This is a genomic window from Shinella sp. GW835-FHT14H05 (assembly GCF_058793575.1).
The window spans coordinates 276,857-299,910 of sequence record NZ_JBXAFY010000004.1 but is presented as its reverse complement, the minus strand read 5'-3'; the positions used below and the strand labels follow the sequence as shown (position 1 = coordinate 299,910).

Genomic DNA, 23,054 nt, shown 5'->3' with positions numbered 1-23,054 from the left:
GCCGGTGGCAGGATGGCTTGCCACCGGCGCGCGCAGCCGCTAGAGAACCCGCGCGCTGGACGACCAGCGCGTTGTTCGTTCCGGGGACGGCCCCTTATCTCGCAGTCGAGATAGGATGGCCCCGCGTGAACCCTTCACTCCCTACCGTTCCAAAATCAGCCGCACGCCTGTCGCGTGCCGTGCATCGCCGCGCCGCGATCACGGCGCGCGTATTGTCCGTGCGTCCTGCTGCCTTTCCAAGGAAATCCGATGCCCGGACCCATTGAGCAATTCGAGATCAAGCCGCTTGTGCCCTTCCAGATCGGCGGGCTCGACCTGAGCTTCACCAATTCCGCCGCCACCATGGTGCTGACCGTCGTGGCCGCCAGCGCTTTCCTGCTCCTCACCACGCGCCGGCGCGGGCTGGTGCCCGGTCGATGGCAGGCCAGCGCCGAGATGATCTACGAATTCGTCGCGGCGACGCTTCGGGCCAATGCGGGCGAGCAGGGCATGCGTTTCTTCCCGCTGGTCTTCTCGCTCTTCCTGTTCATCCTCGTCGCAAACCTCGTCGGCATGTTCCCCTATGCCTTCACGGTGACGAGCCACCTCATCGTCACCTTCGCGCTCGCCATGCTGGTCTTTGCCACGGTCACCCTTTACGGCCTGTTCAGGCACGGCGGCGGGTTCCTGAAACTGTTCGTGCCGGAGGGCGTGCCGCTGATCCTGACGCCGATCATCGTGCCGATCGAGGTGATCTCCTATCTCTCCCGCCCCGTCAGCCATTCCGTACGCCTCTTCGCCGTCATGCTGGCCGGTCATATCACGCTGAAAGTCTTCGCCGGCTTCGTCGTCTCGATGGGCGACCTCGGCACGCTCGGCATACTGGGCGCGGTGCTGCCGCTTGCCATGACCGTTGCGCTGACGGCGCTGGAACTGCTGATGGCGATCATCCAGGCCTACGTCTTCACCATGCTCACCTGCATGTACCTGAACGACGCGCTGCATCCCGGCCACTGAGACAGACCCGGCCCGTGCCGAAACGGCACAAAGCCGGGATTTTCCCGTTCACGCGATGGAAAGGCCCATGCCGTAAAAAGGCATCGCATCAACGAGGCCTCCGCAATGCAGATCACCGGCATCATGAACACGGCCCGTCAGGGCATGGCGACGGAAACCGCGCGGGTCGGCACGGCCGCCCGCAACATCGCGAGCGGCACCGGCGATCCGGCAAAGGACATGCTCGATCTGGTTTCGGCCGAAATCGGCTTCCGCGCCAACGCCGCCGTCTTCGAGACGGGCGCGGACCTCTGGGAGGTCCTCGCGACCATCAAGCGGGATTAGCGCAAAGAAAAAGGGAGGCCAGAGCCTCCCTTTGTTATTCGTCGCCCATCTTGAGCGCCGCAATGAACGCTTCCTGCGGGATTTCCACCTTGCCGAACTGGCGCATGCGCTTCTTGCCGGCCTTCTGCTTGTCGAGCAGCTTGCGCTTGCGGGTGGCGTCGCCGCCATAGCACTTGGCGGTCACGTCCTTGCGCAGGGCAGAGATGGTCTCGCGGGCAATCACGTTGCCGCCGATGGCGGCCTGGATCGGGATCTTGAACATGTGCTTGGGGATCAGCTCCTTGAGCTTCTCGCACATGTCGCGGCCACGCTTTTCGGCGGCCATGCGGTGCACCATCATCGACAGCGCATCCACCGGTTCGCCGTTCACCAGGATCGACATCTTCACCAGATGGCCTTCCTGATGGTTGGTGATGGCGTAGTCGAACGAGGCATAGCCCTTGGAAATCGACTTCAGCCGGTCGTAGAAATCGAAGACGACTTCGTTGAGCGGCAGGTCGTAGGTCAGCATCGCGCGGGTGCCGACATAGGTGAGTTCCACCTGGATGCCGCGGCGGTCCTGGCAAAGCTTCAGGATGCCGCCGAGATAATCGTCCGGCGTCAGGATGGTGGCGCGGATCCACGGCTCGTGGATTTCCGAGATTTTCACGACATCCGGCATGTCGGCCGGGTTGTGCAGCTCGCGCTCGCTGCCATCCGTCATGAACAGCTTGTAGACGACCGAGGGTGCGGTCGCGATCAGGTCGAGATCGAATTCGCGCTCGAGGCGTTCCTGAACGATTTCGAGATGCAGCAGCCCGAGGAAGCCGCAGCGGAAACCGAAGCCGAGCGCGGCGGAGGATTCCATTTCGAAGGAGAAGGACGCGTCGTTGAGGCGCAGCTTGCCCATGGCGGCGCGCAGGTCCTCGAAGTCGGCGGCATCGACCGGGAACAGGCCGCAGAACACCACCGGCTGCGCCGGCTTGAAGCCCGGCAGCATGTTGGCGGTCGGGCGCTTGTCCTCGGTGATCGTATCGCCGACGCGGGTATCGGCCACTTCCTTGATGGAGGCCGTGATGAAGCCGATCTCGCCCGGGCCGAGCGCCTCGACGGTGACCATCTTCGGCGTGATGACGCCGACGCGTTCCACCTGGTACTTTGCGTCCGTGCCCATCATGCGGATGGTCTGGCCCTTTTTCAGCACGCCATCGAGAATGCGCACGAGCACGATGACGCCGAGATAGGTGTCGTACCAGCTATCGACCAGCAGCGCCTTCAGCGGCGCGGTCTCGCCGCCCTCGCTCTTCGGCGCGGGCAGCTGGTGGACGATCGCTTCCAGCACGTCGGGAATGCCGAGACCGGTCTTGGCCGAAATCAGCACGGCCTGCGATGCGTCGATGCCGATGACCTCCTCGATCTGCTCGCGGATGCGGTCAGGCTCGGCCGCCGGCAGGTCGATCTTGTTGAGGACGGTCACGATCTCGTGGTTGTTGTCGATCGCCTGGTAGACATTGGCGAGCGTCTGCGCCTCGACGCCTTGCGAGGCATCCACCACGAGAAGCGAACCTTCGCAGGCCGACAGCGAGCGCGACACTTCGTAGGCGAAGTCGACATGGCCGGGCGTGTCGATGAGGTTCAGGACATAGGTCTCGCCATTGTTGGCGACATAGTGCAGGCGCACCGTCTGCGCCTTGATGGTGATGCCGCGTTCCTTCTCGATATCCATGTTATCGAGGACCTGTTCCGACATTTCGCGCGCGGCAAGGCCGCCGGTCGTCTGGATCAGACGGTCGGCGAGCGTCGATTTGCCGTGGTCGATATGGGCCACGATCGAAAAATTGCGGATATGGTCGAGGGGCGTCGAAGAATTGGTGCTCATGCGCGCCATATAGCAGCGGCCGAGATTCCCGCAAAGCGGTAAATGAACCGTTGTATGACCGGGATGTCCGCTATTCCCGGGCGTTTTCGCCCTCGACGAGCGCGCCGGCATTCGGCACTTGCGCACTTCTGATTTCGAAGCTTTCCCGCGCCGCGACCGGCACGGTCTCGCGACGGCGCAGCCGGTGGGCGACGAAGGCGGCGTAGAGGAGTGCTACGGCCATCGCGGCATAGATGAAGGTCTTGGGTCCATAGATGGGGGTGAGCGCCGTGACCGCCAGCGGCACCAGCGTCGCAGACGCCGACCAGGCGACGAGCAGGGTGGAGGCGAGCGGCACGAAATCCTCCGGGTCCGTGCGGTCGTTGGCGTGCGCATTGGCGATCGAATAGACGCTTTCGACCGCACCGGCCCACAGGGCGAAGACCAGCATCAGGATGAAGAACGCCTGGAAGGAGACGAAAAGCGCCGCGACCGCCGTGCCTGCGATCAAAAGGCAGGTGAAGATCAGCACGATGCGCCGGTCGATGCGGTCGGACAGCGTGCCGAGCGGATATTGCACGAAGATCAGGCCGAACTGCATGACGAACATCAGGAGCGCCACGTCCGTCTGGCCGACATTGTTGGTGGCGGCATAGATCGGTGTAAAACCCTGCACGACCATGGAAAGCCCGCCGGCGGCGAGAACGCCGATGAGCGCCACCGGCGAATTGCGCCACGTCATGGCGAAGTCGACGCTGACGCGGGCGGGTGCCGGCGGGGTGGGCAGCCGCGTCAGGCCGATCGGCAGAAGCGCGATGGTGGTGACGAAGATGGTCACGAGCGGCGCGAGATTGCCGTCGGCCGGCATCTGTCCGAACAGCCATGCGCCGACGCCAAGCCCCAGCACATAGGCCATGTAGAAGAACGACATGGCCTTGCCGCGCCAGCGGTTGTCGGCCGCATGGTTCAGCCAGCTCTGCGTGATGATGAAGTTGGAATTGCCCGCCATGCCATAGATGCAGCGCGCCAGCACCCAGAGGAGCGGGTTGACGCCGAGCGCCACGAGGAAGGCGGCGATGATGACGAGGGCGAGCGAGCAGGAGAAGGCGCGGGCATGGCCGACGCGCCGGATGACCGGGCCGGCGATGACGCAGCCGACGAGCCCGCCGAAGGCGATGGCCGTGACCGCCGCACCCGGCGCCCAGGAGGGTGCGACGGCGCGCGACAGGACATAGGGCACATAGGCGAGCATGATGCCGTTGCCGATGGCCACGAAGGTCATCGAAACAACGATGGCGGTGATGGAGAAGAGCGACGATGCCCGTTGCGTCACACCTGTCATCCGTCCGTCCTCCCGATTCTGCCGCGCCACCTTATCCGCCTGCCCGGTGTCGCATTGTCGCCGGAGCGGCATGGCCGGAATTTATTTTCAGATCGGCTCATGTCGGTTGACTCCATTATAAGAGATAATTATTCCATAATAATGGAAAACGAAACTGACCCCCTGGAAAGCGCCATCGGCGAGCGGCTGCGGCTGTTGCGCACCGCGCGCAACCAGACGCTCGACGACCTCGCAAATGCCTCGGGCGTCAGTCGGGCGATGATTTCGCGCATCGAGCGCGGCGAGGCGAGCCCGACGGCGCAGCTGCTCTCACGGCTCTGCGCCGCACTGGACCTGACGCTCTCCGCCTTCTTCGCCTTTTCGCAAGGCGACGGCGAACCGCTGTCGCGGCGCGAGAAACAGACGGTCTGGCGCGATCCGGAGACGGGCTACCAGCGCCGCGCCGTCTCGCCGCCGAACACCGCTTCGCGCGTCGAGGTGATCGACGTGGAATTTCCGGCGGGTGCCCGCATCGCCTATCCGCCGGAGACAGCGAAGGCGGGCATGACGCAGCATGTCTGGCTGTTTTCCGGGCTTCTGCGCATGACGATCGCCGGAACGGTACACGACCTTGAGCCCGGGGATTGCCTCTACATGAGCATCACCGAGGGCCATGTCTTCGAAAATCCCGGCACCGAGCCGGCCCATTATGCCGTGGTGCTGGACCGCGGCCGCAACTGAGATAATCGAGGAAACGATGAGCGACATAAGGCTGCTCGATCATGAGGAAACCCGCGCCCGGCTGGGCGAGCTTGCCGAAGTGCTGTCGGATTGCGTCACCGGCGGCGCCTCCGTCGGCTTCATGGCGCCCTATGGGCCGGCCGATGCGCTGCCCTTCTGGGAGGGTGTGGCCGCCGCGGTCGGCGAGGATGCGACCCTGCTTTTCGCCGCCGAGCGTGCAGGCCGCATCGTCGGCACCGTGCAGGTCGGCATTCGCCAGATGCCGAACCAGCCGCACCGGGCGGATCTGAAGAAGCTGCTGGTGATGGAAAGCGAGCGCGGCCGCGGCCTCGCCCGCGCCCTGATGTCGGCCGCCGAAACGGAAGCCGCCCGACGTGGCAAGACCGTGCTGGTGCTCGACACCGCCACCGGCAGCCCCGCCGAGACCGTCTACGAGAAGCTCGGCTGGCAACGCGCCGGTGTCATTCCGGACTATGCGCTCTACCCCGATGGCCGCTATTGTGCGACGACGTTTTTCTACAAGCGGATCGGGGAGGGCGCTTAAGCCTCGGCACCAAGCCCCGTTCCACCTCTTTTATGGACACGGGACCCATGACCTTTTCTCCCTTCGACCACCCTTATCTTTCCGGCCTTCTGGGTGACGGCGAGATCGCCGCGCTGTTTTCGGCTGCTGCCGAACTGGAAGCCATGCTCGCCTTCGAGGTGGCTCTGGCGAAAGCGGAAGCCGCAGAGGGCATCATCCCCCAGGACGCCGCCCTGGCGATTTCGGACGCTGCGCACCGCTTCTCCCCCGACATTGCGAGCCTGCGGGCAGCGACCGCCCGCGACGGCGTCGTCATTCCGGATCTGGTGCGCCAGCTGCGCGCCGCCGTCGGCGAGCCGCACGGCAAACACGCCCATGTCGGCGCCACCAGCCAGGACGTCATCGACAGCGGTCTGATGCTGCGGCTTGCGCGCGTTCTGCCGATCCTCGAAAGCCGGCTGGAGGCGCTTGCCGCCGGCCTCGATGGCCTCGCCGCCGAATTCGGCGACCGGCCGCTGATGGGCCGCACCCGCATGCAGGCGGCAATCGAGATCACGGTCAAGGACCGCATCGAATCGTGGCGGTCACCGCTCGCGCGCCATGCTGCCCGGCTCAAGGACTTCGCCAAGGACGGTCTTGCCGTGCAGTTCGGCGGCGCGGCTGGCACGCTGGAAAAGCTGGGCACCAAGGGGCCGGCGGTGTGTGCGGCGCTCGCCCGCGAACTCGGCCTCGCCGATGCCCCCCAGTGGCACAGCCAGCGCGACCGGATCGGCGACCTTGCCGGCCTTCTCGCGGCCATTACCGGCAGCCTCGGCAAGCTCGGCCAGGACATGGCGCTGATGGCCGACCGCGGCGACGAGATCGCGCTTGCCGGCGGCGGCGCTTCCTCCGCCATGCCGCACAAGCAGAACCCGGTCGGCGCCGAAGTGCTCGTCACGCTCGCCCGTTTCAATGCCGCCCAGCTCGGCGGGCTCGCCCAGGCCGCGGTGCACGAGCAGGAGCGCTCGGGGGCGGCCTGGACGCTCGAATGGCTGATCCTACCGCAGATGGTCGCTGCCACCGGCGTATCCCTTCGCCTCGCCGGCGAGCTCATCGACTCCGTCAAGCGGCTGGGGGCGGCATAGGTCAAATTCATAATTTATAAGTTATGAATTTTACGGATATTTTCATTTTACATCACCGTTTCATCTGGCAATCTGGCAAAACGCTCTTTTGCGACTGGACCGGGCAACGGCTGGGAGGCCGGCCCATCAGGGAGGAAAACATGAAGAAATTTGCGATCGCCGCGCTGGCGGCGGCACTCATGGGCGGCGTTGCCCAGGCCGATACGATCAAGGTCGGCGTCGTCGGGCCGTTTTCCGGCCCCTTCGCGCTCCAGGGCAAGAATTTCAAGGCCGGCATCGACGCTTACATGGCGCTGAACGGCAGCACGGTCGGCGACGATACGATCGAGATCATCTACCGCGACATCCCGACCGCCGACCCCGCCCAGTCCAAGGCGCTGTCGCAGGAACTCGTCGTCAAGGAAGGTGTGCAATATTTAGCCGGCTTCTATTTCACGCCGGATGCCATGGCCGCCACGCCGCTGCTCGAACAGGCGAACGTGCCGATGGTGGTGATGAACGCCGCCACCTCGGCCATCGTCACCAAGAGCCCCTTCGTGGTGCGCACCTCGTTCACCACCTGGCAAACCTCGACGCCGATCGCCAAGGTCGCCTTCGACGGCGGCACGAAGAAGGTCATCTCGGTCGTCAGCGATTACGGCCCGGGCGTCGATGCCGAAGCCGCCTTCAAAGCCGGGTTTGAAAAGGCAGGCGGCGCGGTCGTGGAGGCGATCCGCATGCCGCTTCAGACGAACGACTTTTCGCCGATCATGCAGCGCATCAAGGATTCGGGCGCCGAGGGCGTCTTCGCCTTCCTGCCTTCCGGCCCGACGACGCTCGGCTTCGTCAAGGCCTTCAACGAAAACGGCCTCAAGGATGCCGGTATCAAATTCTTCGCGCCCGGCGACTTGACGCAGGAATCCGACCTGCCGGCGCTCGGCGAGGCAGCCCTTGGCCTCCAGACCACGTTCCACTACGCCGTCTCGCACGATTCCGCGGAAAACAAGAAGTTCGTCGAAGCCGCCGCCAAGGCGATCGGCAACCCCGCCGAACTCTCCTTCCCGGCGGTCGGCGCCTATGATGGCATGCATGTCATCTACAAGATGATCGAGGCGACCGGCGGCGAGCAGGACGCGGCCAAGGCCGTCGAGGCAGTCAAAGGCCTCTCTTGGGAAAGCCCGCGCGGGCCGGTGACGATCGATCCGGAAAGCCGGCACATCACGCAGAACATCTATCTACGCGAAGTGGCCAAGGCGGAGGACGGGACCTACTACAACAAGGAAATCCAGACGTTTGAAAAGCAGGGCGATCCGGGTCTGGCGGCTGCGAAGTAGCCCTATTTTCGTGGGGTTGCGCTTGGGATGTGGATCCTCGGGTCAAGCCCGAGGATGACGAAAGAAGAGAGCGATGGCGGATCAGGGCGATCGCTTTACATACCGCACGGCGAGGCCATCCCCTCGTTTGGCTTGCGACCTCTCCTCCCCACCGTCATCCTCGGGCTCGACCCGAGGATCCACCCGACCCGGCACGCCTTGTAAGATTAAATTGCCGACACCAGGACGGAAACATGCAAACGGTCTTCAGCATCGGTGTCGATGCCCTTGCCTATGGCATGGTGCTCTTCGTCATCTCCATCGGGCTTTCTGTCACCATGGGCCTGATGCGCGTCGTCAACCTGGCGCATGGCGCCTTCGCGATGATCGGCGGTTACATCGCCTCCTATGCTGCGCGCGACCTCGGCCTCGCCTACGCGTTTGCCGTCCTCATCGCCGTCGTCGGCACCATCCTCATCGCCATCCCAATCGAGCGATTGCTCTATCGCCGCATCTATGGCCAGCCGGAGCTGACGCAGGTGCTGATGACGATCGGCATCACCTTCTGCATCATCGGCATCGCCAACTATGTCTTCGGCCCGACGCTGAAAACCATCCCGACGCCGGAAACCCTTAGGCAATCCGTCAGCCTTGGCTTCCGCACCGTCTCGGCGCACCGCCTCTTCGTCATTGCCTGCGGCCTCGCGGTGGCGCTTGACCTCTGGTATTTCATCGAGCGCACGGCCTTTGGCGTGAAACTGCGCGCCGCCGTCGACAATGCGGCCATGGCCGCAGCACTCGGCGTCAAGACGCAGGTCGTCTATGCCGTCAGCTTCGCCGTCGCCGTCGGTCTGGCCGCCTTCGGCGGTGTGGTCGGCGCGGAACTGCTGCCGATCGAGCCCTATTATGCGCTGCGCTACATGGTGACCTTCCTCGTCGTGGTCTCGGTCGGCGGCGCTGGCTCCATTCCCGGTGCGCTCGCCGCCTGCCTGCTGCTCGGCGCTATAGACACGACGGGGCGTTACCTCATGCCGGAATTCGGCGAGTTCTTCTTCTATCTCGCAGTCATCGCCATCGTCTGGATTTTTCCGCGCGGCCTCGCGGGGAGGGCGAAGTGATGGCGCTGCTGACGACCTCCCTCTCCACAACCGGCGACCGCCGCGCCCGGCTGACGCGCGACGCGATCGGCGTTCTCGTCATCGCCGCCTTCGCCCTCGTCGGCTATTTCCTCTTCCCGAACAATCTGGCGCTGCTCACCCGCATCACCGCGATCGCGCTGCTGGTCCTCTCGCTCGACCTCGTCACCGGCTATTGCGGCGTCGCGACGCTCGGCCATGCCGCGCTCTTCGGCGCCGGCGCCTATGGCGCGGGCATCGCGGCCGCGCATTTCGGCATCACCGACCCGATCGCCATGCTCGCCGTCGGCATCGTTTCCGGCGCGATTGCAGGGCTCATCTCCGGCGTCGTCGTGCTCCGCGCGCATGGCCTGCCGCAGCTCGTGCTCTCCATCGCCATCATCCATCTCGCGCATGAGGCCGCCAACAAGGCGTCCGGCTGGACCGGCGGCAGCGATGGTCTTGCCGGCATCATGCCGGATGCCGTCTTCGGCCTTTGGCAGTTCGATCTCTGGGGCCGCACGGCCTATGTCTTCGGCATCGTGTTGCTCATTGTCGCCTTCGTCATTCTGCGCCAGATCGTGCGCTCGCCCTTCGGCATGCTCTGCCGCGGCATCCGGCAGGACCCGGTGCGCGTGCGCGCCATGGGCGCCTCGGTGCACGGCACGTTGATCAAAATGTACGCCATTTCCGGCGCCGTGGCTGGCGCCGGCGGCGCGCTCAACGCCATCTCGACGCAGGTCGTCGGCCTCGACAGCCTCTCCTTCACGCTGTCGGCCGAAGCCCTCGTCATGCTCGTGCTCGGCGGCACCGGCTCGCTCTACGGCGCGCTGATCGGCACGATCACCTTCATGTGGTTCGAGGACGTCGTTTCCGCGGCAAACCCCTTCCACTGGCTCACCATCGTCGGCGCGCTTTTGATCGCCGTCGTGCTCTTCGCGCCGAAGGGCCTTTATGGCTCCGTCGCCGCCTATTTCGAACGCCGCGGGAGGAAGGGCCGATGAGCGCGATCTTCGACGTCCGAAACCTCAGAAAGATGTTCGGCGGCCTGGCCGTCACCAATGATGTCTCGCTCTCGATGGCGCCGGGCGACCGCGTCGCGCTGATCGGCCCGAACGGCGCCGGCAAGACCACCTTCGTCAACCTCGTCACGGGCAATATCCTGCCGAATTCCGGCACTGTGACGCTCGGCGGCGAGGATGTTACGCGCCTCGGGCCGACCCAGCGCGTGCGCCGCGGCCTCGTGCGCTCCTTCCAGGTCACCCGCCTTTTCTCCGAGATGACGCCGGAGGAGCATGTGTCGCTGGCCATCCTCCAGCGCGAAGGCCGTTCGGGAAAAATGTTTGCGAGCCACCGCGCCATGCCGGATGTCATGGACGAGGCCCACGCCCTGCTTGCAAAACTCGGCATCGCGCACCTGGCCAGCCACCGCGTCAGCGAGATCGCCTACGGCCAGCAGCGCCTGCTGGAACTCGCCTTGGCGCTGGCGCTGAAACCCAAGGTGCTGCTGCTCGACGAACCCGCCGCCGGCGTGCCGCAGAGCGATACGGCGCGCATCGAACAGGCGATCGCCGACCTGCCGGCCGATCTCGCCGTGCTGATGATCGAACACGACATGGACCTCGTCTTCCGCTTCGCCAAGCGCGTCATCGTGCTGGCGGCGGGCGAGATCATCTTCGACGGATCGCCGGATGCGGTGACGAAGGATGCCCGCGTCCGCCAGGCCTATCTCGGGAGTTATGCCGATGCCCGCAGCGTCGCTTGAAATCGCCGCCCTTTCCGCCGGCTACGGCCCGACGCGCGTGCTCGAGGACATTTCCTTCTCCGCCGGCGCCGGCCGAAAACTCGCCGTGCTCGGCCGCAACGGCATGGGAAAATCCACCCTCTTCGCCACGCTCGCCGGCCAGACGAAACGCTACGGCGGCGAAATCCGCCTCGGCGGCCAGCCGATCGAGGGGATCGACAGCGCATCGCGCGCCCTAAAAGGCCTCGGCTACGTGCCGCAATCGCGCGACGTCTTCCCGACGCTGACCGTCGAGGAAAACCTCTTCGTCGGCCTGAAGGCGCGGCCGCGTTCGGCGATCGAGGAGGCTTATGCCATGTTCCCGCGCCTCAAGGAGCGGCGCAAAAACCTTGGCTCGCAGCTTTCCGGCGGCGAACAGCAGATGCTGACGACCGCCCGCACCATCCTCGGCCAGCCCTCTGTACTGCTACTCGACGAGCCGCTGGAAGGCCTCGCCCCCGTCATCTGCGAGGAACTGATGGCCGCTTTCGGCACGCTCGCCGCCTCCGGCGAAATGACCATCCTGCTGGTCGAGCAGCGCATCCAGAGCGCGCTCGATTTCGCCGACGCTGTCATTATCCTCGAACGTGGCCGCATCGCCTGGACCGGCACGCCGGCAGCACTCGCCGCAGACCAGCACACGGTCGAAACCCTGCTCGGCGTCGGCGGCCTGCACTGAGCCGCAGGCGCCTGTTCCACGCGGAACAGCGGAGGTCGGGGTGATGTGGGAAAGTCTGATCACTGGATGAGAGAGGCTCATCCACCCGATCAAACCCACCAATCAGGAGAGACCCCCATGCGCAAGATCATCGTTTCCGCCACTGTCGCCCTCGTCGCCGCTGTTTCCTTCGCCGCCCCGTCGCAGGCCGGTTACTACAGCTACGGCTACAAGCCGCATTGCTTCGTCAAGAAGATCCATTCCTACGACTACTACGGCAACCTGATCGTCAAGAAGATCAAGATCTGCAAGTAAGCGTCACGCCCACTGACCTCCCCGAAGGCCCGGATGTCCCCTGCATTCGGGTCTTTTGCCGCCGAGGTCAGATATCGAAGAATACCGTTTCCTTCTCGCCCTGCAGGTGGATGTCGAACCGGTAGCGATCGCCGTCGGCAGTCGCGATCAGCGTCGGCACGCGCACGCGGTGTTCGATGCGGGCAAGCACGGGGTCTTCGGCATTGGCCGCTTCCTCATCGCCGAAATAGAGACGCGTGTTGAGGCCGAGATTGATGCCGCGGGCGACGATCCAGAGCGAGATATGCGGCGCCATCGGGCGGCCGTCCCTGAAGGGCACGCGGCCGGGCTTGATCGTCTGGAAGCGGTATTCGCCCGTTTCGCCGTTCGTCGCGCAGCGGCCCCAGCCGGAAAAATTGGGGTCGGCGCTGCCGCGCAGTTCCGAGGGGCTGTTGTAGAGGCCGGCGGCATCCGCCTGCCAGATCTCGATCAGCGCATCGCGCAGCGGCGTGCCGGTGCCGTCGAACACGCGGCCGGTGATGGTGATGCGCCGGCCGAGCGTCTTGTCGTTCACCATGGTGGTGCCGAGATCATTCTCGTAGACGCCGCCGATGCCGGCGAAATTTGGCGTCAGGCCGATATGCACATAAGGCCCCGCGGTCTGGGAGGCGCTCTCCTTGAGCGTGCCGAGAGTCTGAACCATCAGTTGCCCTCCATCCGATTTTCGAAGAGCGTCGAGCGGCGGCCGCGCAGCACGATGTCGAACTTGTAAGCGCGCGCATCCATCGGGATCGTGTTGCCCCAGTCGAGCGCCGCGACGAGCTGCTCGATCGCCGCCTTGTCCGGAATGGTCTGCACGATGGGACACTTCCAGATCATCGGGTCGCCTTCGAAATACATCTGCGTGATCAGCCGCTGGGCAAAGCCGTGGCCGAAGACGGAGAAATGGATATGCGCCGGGCGCCAGTCGTTGACGCCGTTCGGCCAGGGATAGGGGCCGGGCTTGATGGTGCGGAAGGCATAATGGCCGTCTTCATCGGTAATGGTGCGCCCGCAGCCGCCGAAATTCGGATCGAGCGGCGCCAAGTAGCTTTCCTTCTTGTGACGATAGCGCCCGCCGGCATTGGCCTGCCAGAATTCGAGCAGTGCGCCCGGCACGGGTCGCGCCCGCTCGTCGAGTACGCGGCCGTGCACGATGATGCGCTCGCCGATGGCGCTTTCGCCGGCTTTGGCGAAATTGTGGATTAGGTCGTTGTCGAGGTCGCCGAGGATCGAATGGCCGAAGACCGGGCCGGTGATTTCCGAAACCGTGCCGTCGAGCGCCAGCAGCGCCTTTTGCGGCGAGCGCAGTACGGAGGTCTTGTAGCCCGGCGTCAGCCCCGGCGGGTGCCACTGGCGATCGCGGGAAAAGAAGGCGCCCGTTTCGGGCTTTCTGTTGGAAAGGTCCGTCATTGTCAGGCCGCCTTTTCCGCGTCCAGTTCCTCGAAGACATGCTTAGCGATCTTGATCGCCCGGTTCGCCGCCGGCACCCCGGCATAGATCGCCACATGCAGCAGCGCCTCGGCGATGTCCTCGCGGCTTGCCCCGGTGTTGACGGTCGCCCGCACATGCATCGCCACCTCCTCGTCATGACCGAGTGCCGCGAGCAGCGCGATCGTCACCATCGAGCGCTCGCGTTTCGACCAGCCCGGCCGCGACCAGACCGTGCCCCAGGCGCCTTCGGTGATCAGCTCCTGGAAGGGCTGGTCGAAGGCTGTCGCGGCAGACGAGGCGCGGTCGACGTGATGATCGCCGAGCACCGCGCGGCGGGTCACCATGCCCTGGCGGTAGCGATCGGAAAAGGTATGGGCATCAGCCATTTGGCTCGTCTCCGGCAGGTAGGGTGGCGATGAAGGCGCGGATCATCTCGGTCAACATTTCCGGCTGCTCGACGCAGGGAATGTGCCCGGCATCCTTGATGACTTCGTAGCGGGCGCCGGGGATGAGCTTTGCCATGGACAGCACGAGATCCGGCGGCGTCGAACCGTCCTGGTCGCCGACGATGCAAAGGGTCGGGACAGAGATGCGCTTGGTGGTTTCGGTAAGATCCGCATCGCGCACCGAAGCGCAGGTGGCGGCGTAGCCGACAGCGGACTGGCGGATCAGCATGGTGCGGTAGCCGTGGTAGGCGGCGTTCTCCGGGCGGCGGAAGGCCGGCGTGAACCAGCGCTCCATGATCTGGTCGGCAAGGCTCTCGATGCCCTTCGTCTCGACGCTTTCGATACGGGCGTTCCACATCTCCGGGGTGCCGATCTTGTGCGCCGTATCGCAGAGGATCAGCGCCTTGACGAGATCCGGCCGCTTTGCGGCAAGCCCCTGCGCGATCATGCCGCCGACGGAGAGGCCGCAGATGATCGCGTCCTTCACGGCAAGCCGGTCGAGCAGCGCTGCGAGATCGAGCACATGATCGTCGATCGAATAGGGCACCTGGCCGAGGTCGGAGAGGCCGTGCCCGCGCTTGTCATAAGTGATGATCGGGAAGTCGCCGGCAAGCCGCACCACGACGTCGCGCCAGATGCGGAAATCGGTACCGAGCGAATTGGCAAAGACGATGACCGGCCGTCCGGCGGGGCCGCCGATCAGCTGATGGTGCAGGATGACGTCGTTGACGGTCGCGAATTGCAAGGCTCTCTCCTCCGATCTTTACAGATTGATCCCTTGATCTGGTTAGGTAAAATGATATTTCATGCCGTTTCGTTAACTTGGGGGTTATGAAAACTGTGGTCGATAGCCGTATCAAGTTCCGCCATCTGCAAACCTTTGTCGAGGTGGCGCGCCAGAAGAGCGTGATGAAGGCGGCCCAGCTCCTGCACGTCAGCCAGCCCGCCGTGACCAAGACGATCCGCGAGCTGGAGGAGGTTCTGGGCGTCGCCGTCTTCGAGCGCGACGGCCGCGGCATCAAGATCACCCGCTACGGCGAGGTTTTTTTGAAGCACGCCGGCGCGGCGCTGACGGCGCTCCGCCAGGGTTTCGATTCCGTCTCGCAGGCGCTTTCCGGCGATTCCCCGCCCATCCGCATCGGCGCGCTGCCGACGGTCTCGACGCGCATCATGCCGAAGGCGATGCGGCTCTTCCTGGAGGAGGGCACCGGCGCGCGCATCAAGATCGTCACGGGGGAGAATGCCGTTCTGCTCGAACAGTTGCGCGTCGGCGATCTCGACCTTGTCGTCGGCCGGCTTGCGGCGCCGGAGAAGATGGCGGGGTTTTCCTTCGAGCACCTCTATTCCGAACAGGTGGTGTTCTGCGTGCGCGCCGGCCATCCGCTGCTTGCCGCCAGCAGCGCCGTCTTTGCCGGGGTCGATGCCTATCCCGTTCTGATGCCGACGCGCGCCTCGATCATCCGCCCCTTCGTCGAAAGTTTTTTGATCACTCACGGCATTGCCGGTCTACCGAACCAGATCGAGACCGTCTCCGACGCCTTCGGCCGCGCCTTCGTGCGGGAGAGCGATGCGATCTGGATCATTTCGGAAGGTGTCGTTGCGGCGGATATCGCGGAAGGCGCGCTTGCCGCCCTGCCCATCGATACCAGCGGCACGAAAGGCCCCGTCGGCCTCACCATGCGCACCGACGCCGTGCCCTCCCTGCCGCTCGCCATCCTCATGCAGACGATCCGCGAGGTGGCGGGCACGGTGTCGCCGGCGGGTTGAGACGCCGCCGCGCCTCCGCTAGAAGAGGTTATGGCAAACAAACTCGATCCGTTTCGCGCCGCAATCGTCGCGCGTCATCCCCATCTCGCGACGGCCTCCTTCCGGCTGCTGCCGGGCGGCTGGCATTCGCGCGCGGTCGCGGTGGACGAGCGTCTCGTCTTCAAATTCCCGCAGGGTGCGGAGGCGGAGCAGGCACTGCGCCGCGAGGCTTCGATCCTCGCCGCCGTGCGCCCGCATGTGACGATGCGCGTTCCGGATTTGCGCCTGCACGAGAATGATCCGCTCTTCTCGGAGCACGCGATCATTCCCGGCGAGCATCTGGAGACGGCACAATATGAGGCGCTACCGGACTCCGCGCAGCAGCAACTCGCCGACACGCTCGCCCGCTTCTACGCTGAGCTCCATTCCCTCAATCGCGACGTGATGGCAGCGGCCGGTGCGCGGCCTGTCGAGCGCTGGCTCGATGCGAACGCAATCGCCGCCGGTGCCCTGCCGCTTCTGCCGGAGGCGCTGCACGACTTCGCGGAGAAAACGATAGCCGGCTGGCGCGCCCTGCCGCCGGACCCTTATGGCGAGACCTACGGCTTCTTCGACGGCCACGGCTGGAACATGGCCTTCGACCACGCCGCCAGCCGGCTGAACGGGATCTATGATTTTGCCGATTCCGGCTTCGGCCCGCTGCACCAGGATTTCATCTATTCGAATTTCATCAGCCCGAACCTGACCGCGCGCATCATCGACGGCTACGAGCGCCTGACCGGCCGCCCGCTCGACCGCGTCCGCATCCATCTCCTCACCGGCGTGCACCGCCTCTGGGAACTGGCCGCCCTTGCGGACGCGCCGGAACATCACGCGACGATGATCGCCTCGGTCACCGCCTGGGCCGCGCGTCAGTAGGGCAGACCGACGTAGTTTTCCGCCAGCACCGTCTCCGCCGCGCGCGAATGGGTGAGGTAGTCGAGCTCGGCCTCCTGGATTTTCTGGTCGAAATCGCCGGTCTCGGGAAAGCGGTGCAGCATGGTGGTCATCCACCAGGAGAAACGGACGGCCTTCCAGACCCGGGCGAGCGCGCGTGCCGAATAGGCATCGAGGCCGGCATTGGAGCGGTCCTGATAATGTTCCATCAGGCTGGAAAACAGGTAGTGCACGTCGCTCGCCGCAAGGTTCAGGCCCTTGGCGCCGGTGGGCGGCACGATATGCGCCGCATCGCCGACGAGGAACAGCCGGCCGAAACGCATCGGCTCGGCGACAAAGGAGCGCAAGGGCGCGATCGATTTCTCGAAGCTCGGACCGGTGATCATCGCGTCTGCATGATGGGCGGGAAGCCGGCGGCGCAGCTCGTCCCAGAATCGGGTGTCGGACCACGCCTCGATCTTGTCCTCCAGCGCGGCCTGGATATAGTAGCGGCTGCGCGTTTGCGACCGCATGGAACAGAGCGCGAAGCCACGCGGATGGTTGGCGTAGATCAGCTCCTCGCTCACCGGCGGCACTTCGGCGAGAATGCCGAGCCAGCCGAAGGGATAGACCTTTTCGAAGGTGCGGATCGCCGTCTCCGGCACCGCTTTGCGGCTCGCGCCATGAAACCCGTCGCAGCCGGCGATGAAATCGCAGTCGATACGATGCGTGAGACCATCCTTTTCATAGGTCACATAGGGCGCGGCGCCATTGAAATCGTGCGGCGTGACATTCGCCGCTTCGTAGATCGTAAGCCGGCTATCGGCTTCGCGCTGTTCGATCAGGTCGCGTGTCAGCTCCGTCTGGCCATAGACCATCACGCGCTTGCCGCCGGTGAGATCGAAGAGGTCGATGCGGTGGTCGCGGCCGTCGAAGGCCAGCGAAAACCCGTCATGCGGCAGACCCTCGGCGCGCATACGGCGGCCGACGCCCGCCTTTTCCATCAGCCCGACCGTGCCTTCCTCCAGCACGCCGGCGCGCACGCGGCTCAGGATATGCGCCTTGCTGGAGCGGTCGAGGATCACGGTCTCGATGCCGGCATTGCCGAGCAGTTGCCCGAGCAGCAGGCCCGATGGACCCGAGCCGATAATGGCGATCTGAACACGCATGACATCCTCCCGAACTGGCATTGCGCAAATTGTCAGGAGGAGGGCGGGTGCGGGCAATGGACGGATCGGTCTCGAACTTGTACAAATCGAACATCGCGAACCGATGGCGCCGGCATGACCAGACACGTCCCGACCTATGATCTCTACGGCGAACGCACCGGAAATGCGCCGGATTTCTGGTTGCACTGCGAAACGATCCCGTCGCGCAGCAGCCTCCACCGCTATGAAATCGGCCTGCACCGGCACCAGAGCTTCTTCCAAATCCTGTACATTTCGGCGGGATCGGGCGATGCGCTGTTCGGTGCCGGGAAGGCGACGCTGACGCCGCCCGCCGTCGTCACCGTGCCGCCTAGTGTCGACCACGGCTTCCGCTTCTCGCGCGACGTGGATGGCCACGTCTTCACCATGCTCGCCTCGCATCTGCGCCTTGCCGGCGAGGCGGGGCGCTTCGCGGCAGAGCCGCGTGTGACGCCGCTCGATGCCGGCGATCCGGACGGCGCCTTCGTCATCGCGACGCTGGAACGGCTCGCCGCCGAGTGGGCGGCCCGGCGCAACGGCCGCACGGACCTGATGGAAGCCTATCTCTCCTCGGTACTGACGCTGACGGCGCGGCTTTCAGGCCGCGACGATGCGCCGGAGGGCGCTACGGCGCGACGCATGGAGCACCTGAACGGCCTGATACAGCAGCATTTTCGCGCCCAACGGCCCGTCGGTTTTTACGCGGAAAGACTCGGCATTTCGCCGACGCACCTCAACCGAATCGTCAAGGCGGCGACGGGGCTCTCGGCGCATGCCTATATCGGCCGCAAGATGATCGACGAGGCGAAGCGCGAACTGGTCTTCACCGAAATGCCGGCGCAGGAAATCGGCCTGCGCCTTGGCTTTGCCGACCCCGCCTATTTCTCGCGCTATTTCCTGCGTGAGACCGGGGAGACGCCGCGTGCCTGGCGGCTGCGCGAACGGGCGCGGCTCGCTGCTCAGTCGTCGGAATAACGTTCTTCGCGCCACGGGTCGCCGCGCATGTGATAGCCGTTGCGCTCCCAGAAACCGGCCTGGTCACCGGGCAGGAAATCGATGCGCGTCAGCCACTTGGCGCTCTTCCAGAAATAGAGATGCGGTACGACGAGGCGCATCGGCCCGCCATGTTCGGTTGAGATCGGCTTGCCTTCCCAATGGGTGGCGAGAATTGCGTCTTCGGCGGCGAAATCGGCCAGCGGCAGGTTGGTCGTGTAGCCGTCATAGCTCGTCAGCATCACGAAATCCGCCTCCGGCCGCGGCATGACGAGGTCGAGAAGGTCGCGGGTGGAGACGCCCTCCCAGCGGTTGTCGTAGCGCGACCACGTCGTCACGCAATGGATGTCCGAAAGTTTCTGGCTCTGCGGCAACGCCAGAAAATCCGTCCAGCTGAAGGATGTCGGGTTTTCCGCCCCGCCCTTCACGTCGAGCCGCCAGCTTTCCGGGCGGATCACCGGCTGCTGGCCGAGATCGAGCACCGGCCAGTTCTTTACCAGATGCTGGCCGGGCGGCAGGCGGTCGGTCTCCGGCCGTGCGATGCGGCCTGTCAGGAATTTCCCCTCATCCGCCCATTTGCGCTTGGTACGGGTGAGCTTGCTGTCGTCGTCGCGCATGGTAGTCTCCTGCTGCACTGCAACAGGTGGGGTCGCCCCCTGACCTCTGTCAAGGCCGACTCAGGCGAGCACCTGCCGCAGCGCCGCCTGCACCTCGCGCATCGCCGGCAGGTAGCGCTCGACCATATCGTCGGCGGTCGCAAGCGCTGCCGGCGCGCCGATATTGAGCGCCGCGACGACCCGGCCGCGGGCGTTTTCCAGCGGCACGGCGATGGAGCAGAGGCCGATTTCCAGCTCCTGGTCGATCACCGCATAGCCCTGCCGGCGCACGCGGGCAAATTCCGCCATCAGGTCGTCCGGCTCGGTCTTCGTGAACGTCGTATTCGCCTGCCGGTCGGAGGCCTCCACGATGGCGCGCGCGTCGGCCTCGTGCAGCGCTGCAAGCAGCACGCGGCCCATCGAGGCGCAATAGGCGGGCAGCCGCGAGCCCGGCATCAGGTTGATCGACATGACGCGTTTTTGCGCCGCGCGCGCCACATAGACGATCTCCGTGCCATCGAGCACCGAGGCCGATGCGCTCTGGCCGACCTTTTCGGAGAGCTGGTCGAGATAGGGCTGCACGAGCCGCGGCAGCGGCGTCGCGGAAAGATAGGCATGGCCGAGCCGCAGGATTTTTGGCGTGAGCTCGAAGAATTTGCCGTCATAGGCGGCATAGCCGAGTTCGGCGAGGGTCAGCAGGCAACGCCTTGCCGTCGCCCGGTCGAGGCCCGTCTCCTTCGAGACATCGGTGATGGTGAGCCGCGGTTTTGTCTCACCGAAGGCCTCGATGACCCTGAGCCCCTTGGCAAACCCGCCGATGAAATCCGTTTCCCGCATTGTGACCTCGCTTTTCTCTAGTTTGTGCGTTTATTGAACAAAAGTCAAATAACGCACAAAATGCCTTGCCGCTTTTCCCCTTCGGATTTACCTCTGCTGCAACAACGGGAGATTTTACATGGACAAGACCATCAAAAGTCTGGCGGAGGCGGTGGCCGGCATCGGCGATGGCGCCACGGTCATGATCGGCGGGTTTGGCGGCTCGGGCGCCCCGATCGAGCTGATCCACGCGCTCATCGACAAGGGCGCCAAGGACCTGACCGTCATCAACAACAATGCCGGCAACGGCCGCATCGGTATCGCCGCGATGATCGATGCCGGGCTGGTGCGCAAGATGATCTGCTCCTTCCCGCGCTCGACCGATCCGCGCGCCTTCACCGACCGGTATCTGGCCGGCGAGATCGAGCTGGAACTGGTGCCGCAGGGCACGCTTGCCGAGCGCATCCGCGCCGGTGGCGCCGGTATCCCCGCTTTCTACACGCCGACGAGCTATGGAACCGAGCTCGCCAAGGGCAAGCCGACCGCCGAATTCGATGGCCGCATGTATGTGCAGGAGCGCTGGCTGAAGGCGGATTTCGCGCTCGTGAAGGCGCATGTCGGCGATACGCACGGCAACCTCACCTACAACAAGGCAGCCCGCAATTTCGGCCCGCTGATGTGCATGGCGGCGGCAAAGACCATCGTGCAGGTCGGGCAGCTGGTGAAGCCGGGCGGCATCGAGCCGGAACACGTCGTCACCCCCGGCATCTTCGTCGACGGCGTCGTGGAAGTGACGGATGCCCGGCAGGAAGAAGATCTCATCCGCGCAGGAGTGGCCTACGCATGACTGTCGATACACGCGAAGACATCAAGCTTTCCAACGCCCAGATCGCCTGGCGCGCGGCACAGGACATTGCCGATGGCGCCTATGTGAACCTCGGCATCGGCTTTCCCGAGATGGTGGCGCGCTACCAGCCGGCGGGCCGCGAGGCGATCTTCCACACGGAAAACGGCCTGTTGGATTTCGGCGAGGCGCCGCCGGCCGGCGAGGAGGACTGGGACCTCATCAATGCCGGCAAGAAGGCCGTGACGCTGAAGCCCGGCTCCGCCTTCTTCCACCATGCCGACAGTTTTGCCATGGTGCGCGGTGGCCATCTCGACGTCGCGATCCTCGGCGCCTACCAGGTGGCGGAGAACGGCGACCTTGCCAACTGGCGCGTCGGCTCCAAGGGCGTGCCGGCCGTCGGCGGGGCGATGGACCTCGTGCACGGCGCCAAATCGGTCGTCGTCATCACGGAGCACGTCACCAAGAACGGGGAGCCGAAACTCGTCGAAAAATGCACCTTCCCGCTCACCGGCGTCGGCTGCATCACCCGCATCTATACGAGCCATGCCGTGATCGATGTGACCGGCGGCCGCTTCGTGTTGCGCGAAAAGCTGGCGGGCATGACGACCGAAGAATTGCAGGCTATGACGGGCGCGAAACTCCATGTCGATGGCCCCGTCGCCGATCTCGTCGTGCCGGAAATCTGAGGCCGGAAATCTGAGGAAAGACCATGAGCGAAGCCTATATCTGCGACTATATCCGCACGCCCATCGGCCGTTTCGGCGGCTCGCTCTCGTCGGTACGCGCCGATGATCTCGGCGCCATCCCGCTGAAGGCGCTGATGGCGAAGAATGCCGGCATCGACTGGGAAGCGGTTGACGACGTCATCTTCGGCTGCGCCAACCAGGCGGGCGAGGACAATCGTAACGTCGCCCGCATGTCCTCGCTGCTCGCCGGCCTCCCGGTGTCCGTGTCCGGCACGACGATCAACCGGCTCTGCGGCTCCGGCATGGATGCCGTCATCGCCGCCGCCCGCGCCATCAAAGCGGGCGAGGCGGAGCTGATCGTCGCCGGCGGCGTCGAGAGCATGAGCCGCGCGCCCTTCGTGATGCCCAAGGCCGAGACGGCCTTTTCGCGCAACGCGGAGATCTACGACACGACCATCGGCTGGCGCTTCGTCAATCCGCTGATGAAGAAGCAATACGGCGTCGATTCCATGCCGGAGACCGGCGAGAACGTTGCCGAAGATTTCAAGGTGTCGCGCGAGGACCAGGACGCTTTTGCAGTGCGCTCGCAGGCGAAGGCCGCCGAAGCGCAGGCGAACGGGCGGCTGGCGAAGGAAATTACACCCGTCACCATCCCGCAGCGCAAGGGCGATCCGGTGGTCGTCGAGAAGGACGAACATCCGCGGGCGACCACGATGGACGCGCTCGCCAAGCTCGGCACGCCCTTCAAGAAGGAGGGCGGCACGGTGACCGCCGGCAATGCCTCCGGCGTCAACGATGGTGCGGCCGCGCTGATCATCGCCTCGGAGGCGGCGGTCAGGAAATATGGCCTGACCCCGATCGCCCGCATCCTCGGCGGCGCCATGGCAGGTGTTCCGCCGCGCATCATGGGCATCGGTCCGGTCCATGCGACGCAGCGTCTCTGCGCCCGCCTCGGCCTGAAGCCGTCGGACTTCGATGTCGTCGAACTCAACGAAGCCTTTGCCTCCCAGGGCCTGGCGACGCTCCGCGCACTTGGCATCGCCGACGACGCGGACCACGTCAACCCGAACGGCGGCGCCATCGCGCTCGGCCACCCGCTCGGCATGTCCGGCGCCCGCATCACCGGCACGGCGGCGCTGGAACTGCAGCTGACCGGCAAGAAACGCTCGCTCTCCACCATGTGTATTGGCGTGGGGCAGGGCATCGCGGTGGCGCTGGAGCGGGCTTGAGGCTGCGATAGCCCCTCATTCTAACCTTCTCCCCGCTAGCGGGGAGAAGGTGGCGGTAGCCGTATGAGGGGCTGCTTCGCCCACCGCATTGACACGGCCCCGCCGCTCCGGC

26 protein-coding genes are annotated in these 23,054 nt (G+C 65.0%); 17 read left to right on the top strand and 9 right to left on the bottom strand.

Going from position 1 to position 23,054, the window contains the following annotated elements; genetic code table 11:
• Nucleotides 1-249: 249 nt before the first annotated feature.
• Together AC1Q6Z_RS16060 and AC1Q6Z_RS16055 are read left to right on the top strand one after the other, a co-directional pair.
• Nucleotides 250-996: a F0F1 ATP synthase subunit A gene (locus AC1Q6Z_RS16060; protein WP_492648533.1), complete on the top strand. Its 747-nt coding sequence runs from the start codon at nt 250-252 to the stop codon at nt 994-996.
• A 105-nt stretch (nt 997-1,101) separates the two neighbouring features.
• Nucleotides 1,102-1,320 carry a hypothetical protein gene (locus AC1Q6Z_RS16055; RefSeq protein WP_492648532.1) on the top strand — a complete coding sequence of 73 codons (219 nt, stop codon included), beginning with the start codon at nt 1,102-1,104 and terminating at the stop codon, nt 1,318-1,320.
• Between the two features lie 34 nt (nt 1,321-1,354).
• Here AC1Q6Z_RS16055 and lepA read toward each other — a convergent pair whose 3' ends face one another.
• Both lepA and AC1Q6Z_RS16045 read right to left on the bottom strand, forming a co-directional pair.
• Complete coding sequence (gene lepA / locus AC1Q6Z_RS16050) at nt 1,355-3,187, bottom strand: translation elongation factor 4 (RefSeq protein ID WP_492648531.1); 1,833 nt, start codon at nt 3,185-3,187, stop codon at nt 1,355-1,357.
• A gap of 61 nt (nt 3,188-3,248) precedes the next feature.
• A complete protein-coding gene (locus AC1Q6Z_RS16045; protein WP_492648530.1) occupies nt 3,249-4,499 on the bottom strand; it encodes an MFS transporter in 1,251 nt (416 codons plus the stop codon).
• Between the two features lie 141 nt (nt 4,500-4,640).
• Here AC1Q6Z_RS16045 and AC1Q6Z_RS16040 point away from each other — a divergent pair, with 141 nt between their 5' ends.
• The 9 genes from AC1Q6Z_RS16040 to AC1Q6Z_RS16000 all read left to right on the top strand — a co-directional run bounded on the left by AC1Q6Z_RS16040 (nt 4,641) and on the right by AC1Q6Z_RS16000 (nt 12,029).
• Nucleotides 4,641-5,219, top strand: a complete 579-nt coding sequence (locus AC1Q6Z_RS16040) for a helix-turn-helix domain-containing protein (protein WP_492648529.1) — start codon at nt 4,641-4,643, stop codon at nt 5,217-5,219.
• A 16-nt stretch (nt 5,220-5,235) separates the two neighbouring features.
• Nucleotides 5,236-5,763, top strand: a complete 528-nt coding sequence (locus AC1Q6Z_RS16035) for a GNAT family N-acetyltransferase (protein WP_492648528.1) — start codon at nt 5,236-5,238, stop codon at nt 5,761-5,763.
• A gap of 47 nt (nt 5,764-5,810) precedes the next feature.
• The gene (locus AC1Q6Z_RS16030) at nt 5,811-6,866 is read left to right on the top strand and encodes a 3-carboxy-cis,cis-muconate cycloisomerase (protein ID WP_492648527.1); all 1,056 of its coding nucleotides are present in this window, start codon (nt 5,811-5,813) and stop codon (nt 6,864-6,866) included.
• Between the two features lie 140 nt (nt 6,867-7,006).
• Nucleotides 7,007-8,179, top strand: a complete 1,173-nt coding sequence (locus AC1Q6Z_RS16025) for an ABC transporter substrate-binding protein (RefSeq protein ID WP_492648526.1) — start codon at nt 7,007-7,009, stop codon at nt 8,177-8,179.
• Nucleotides 8,180-8,412: 233 nt separating this feature from the next.
• Complete coding sequence (locus tag AC1Q6Z_RS16020; RefSeq protein ID WP_492648525.1) at nt 8,413-9,276, top strand: branched-chain amino acid ABC transporter permease; 864 nt, start codon at nt 8,413-8,415, stop codon at nt 9,274-9,276.
• A complete protein-coding gene (locus tag AC1Q6Z_RS16015) occupies nt 9,276-10,277 on the top strand; it encodes a branched-chain amino acid ABC transporter permease (protein WP_256118225.1) in 1,002 nt (333 codons plus the stop codon). Before AC1Q6Z_RS16020 ends, AC1Q6Z_RS16015 begins: the two co-directional genes overlap by 1 nt.
• Nucleotides 10,274-11,038, top strand: a complete 765-nt coding sequence (locus tag AC1Q6Z_RS16010) for an ABC transporter ATP-binding protein (RefSeq protein ID WP_492648524.1) — start codon at nt 10,274-10,276, stop codon at nt 11,036-11,038. Before AC1Q6Z_RS16015 ends, AC1Q6Z_RS16010 begins: the two co-directional genes overlap by 4 nt.
• Nucleotides 11,019-11,735, top strand: a complete 717-nt coding sequence (locus AC1Q6Z_RS16005; RefSeq protein ID WP_492648523.1) for an ABC transporter ATP-binding protein — start codon at nt 11,019-11,021, stop codon at nt 11,733-11,735. Before AC1Q6Z_RS16010 ends, AC1Q6Z_RS16005 begins: the two co-directional genes overlap by 20 nt.
• A gap of 117 nt (nt 11,736-11,852) precedes the next feature.
• Nucleotides 11,853-12,029, top strand: coding sequence for a hypothetical protein (locus AC1Q6Z_RS16000; RefSeq protein WP_256117961.1), 177 nt, complete (start codon nt 11,853-11,855; stop codon nt 12,027-12,029).
• Between the two features lie 67 nt (nt 12,030-12,096).
• Here the strand turns inward: AC1Q6Z_RS16000 and pcaG are convergent, their stop codons facing one another.
• From pcaG to pcaD, 4 genes are read right to left on the bottom strand one after another with little or no spacing between them, the layout of a single operon-like run.
• Nucleotides 12,097-12,711: a protocatechuate 3,4-dioxygenase subunit alpha gene (gene pcaG / locus AC1Q6Z_RS15995; RefSeq protein WP_492648522.1), complete on the bottom strand. Its 615-nt coding sequence runs from the start codon at nt 12,709-12,711 to the stop codon at nt 12,097-12,099.
• Entirely contained in the window at nt 12,711-13,460 is a 750-nt protein-coding gene (pcaH, locus tag AC1Q6Z_RS15990; RefSeq protein ID WP_492648521.1) for a protocatechuate 3,4-dioxygenase subunit beta, read from the bottom strand. Before pcaH ends, pcaG begins: the two co-directional genes overlap by 1 nt.
• A gap of 2 nt (nt 13,461-13,462) precedes the next feature.
• Entirely contained in the window at nt 13,463-13,867 is a 405-nt protein-coding gene (gene pcaC / locus AC1Q6Z_RS15985; protein ID WP_435266817.1) for a 4-carboxymuconolactone decarboxylase, read from the bottom strand.
• Entirely contained in the window at nt 13,860-14,672 is an 813-nt protein-coding gene (gene pcaD, locus AC1Q6Z_RS15980; protein WP_492648520.1) for a 3-oxoadipate enol-lactonase, read from the bottom strand. The genes pcaC and pcaD overlap by 8 nt, the downstream gene beginning before the upstream one ends.
• Nucleotides 14,673-14,767: 95 nt before the next feature.
• On the opposite strand from pcaD, the gene pcaQ reads away from it, so the two are divergent.
• Both pcaQ and AC1Q6Z_RS15970 read left to right on the top strand, forming a co-directional pair.
• Nucleotides 14,768-15,694: a pca operon transcription factor PcaQ gene (gene pcaQ / locus AC1Q6Z_RS15975; protein ID WP_492648623.1), complete on the top strand. Its 927-nt coding sequence runs from the start codon at nt 14,768-14,770 to the stop codon at nt 15,692-15,694.
• 30 nt (nt 15,695-15,724) lie between these two features.
• Nucleotides 15,725-16,591 carry a phosphotransferase family protein gene (locus tag AC1Q6Z_RS15970; protein WP_492648519.1) on the top strand — a complete coding sequence of 289 codons (867 nt, stop codon included), beginning with the start codon at nt 15,725-15,727 and terminating at the stop codon, nt 16,589-16,591.
• Here AC1Q6Z_RS15970 and pobA read toward each other — a convergent pair.
• On the bottom strand, nt 16,585-17,757 hold the full coding sequence (gene pobA, locus AC1Q6Z_RS15965; protein ID WP_492648518.1) for a 4-hydroxybenzoate 3-monooxygenase: 1,173 nt from the start codon (nt 17,755-17,757) through the stop codon (nt 16,585-16,587). The genes AC1Q6Z_RS15970 and pobA overlap by 7 nt on opposite strands.
• Before the next feature lie 114 nt (nt 17,758-17,871).
• On the opposite strand from pobA, the gene AC1Q6Z_RS15960 reads away from it, so the two are divergent.
• A complete protein-coding gene (locus AC1Q6Z_RS15960; protein ID WP_492648517.1) occupies nt 17,872-18,750 on the top strand; it encodes a helix-turn-helix domain-containing protein in 879 nt (292 codons plus the stop codon).
• Here AC1Q6Z_RS15960 and AC1Q6Z_RS15955 read toward each other — a convergent pair.
• Together AC1Q6Z_RS15955 and AC1Q6Z_RS15950 are read right to left on the bottom strand one after the other, a co-directional pair.
• Nucleotides 18,735-19,385: a sulfite oxidase-like oxidoreductase gene (locus tag AC1Q6Z_RS15955; RefSeq protein ID WP_492648516.1), complete on the bottom strand. Its 651-nt coding sequence runs from the start codon at nt 19,383-19,385 to the stop codon at nt 18,735-18,737. The genes AC1Q6Z_RS15960 and AC1Q6Z_RS15955 overlap by 16 nt on opposite strands.
• Nucleotides 19,386-19,445: 60 nt before the next feature.
• Entirely contained in the window at nt 19,446-20,201 is a 756-nt protein-coding gene (locus AC1Q6Z_RS15950) for an IclR family transcriptional regulator (protein WP_492648515.1), read from the bottom strand.
• 118 nt (nt 20,202-20,319) lie between these two features.
• Here AC1Q6Z_RS15950 and AC1Q6Z_RS15945 point away from each other — a divergent pair, with 118 nt between their 5' ends.
• Genes AC1Q6Z_RS15945 through pcaF form a run of 3 tightly spaced genes read left to right on the top strand, consistent with a single transcriptional unit; the run spans nt 20,320 to nt 22,942 of the window.
• On the top strand, nt 20,320-21,027 hold the full coding sequence (locus AC1Q6Z_RS15945; protein WP_439625807.1) for a 3-oxoacid CoA-transferase subunit A: 708 nt from the start codon (nt 20,320-20,322) through the stop codon (nt 21,025-21,027).
• Entirely contained in the window at nt 21,024-21,713 is a 690-nt protein-coding gene (locus AC1Q6Z_RS15940; RefSeq protein ID WP_492648514.1) for a CoA transferase subunit B, read from the top strand. Before AC1Q6Z_RS15945 ends, AC1Q6Z_RS15940 begins: the two co-directional genes overlap by 4 nt.
• Before the next feature lie 23 nt (nt 21,714-21,736).
• Nucleotides 21,737-22,942, top strand: a complete 1,206-nt coding sequence (pcaF, locus tag AC1Q6Z_RS15935; RefSeq protein WP_492648513.1) for a 3-oxoadipyl-CoA thiolase — start codon at nt 21,737-21,739, stop codon at nt 22,940-22,942.
• The last annotated feature ends 112 nt before the right edge of the window (nt 22,943-23,054 follow it).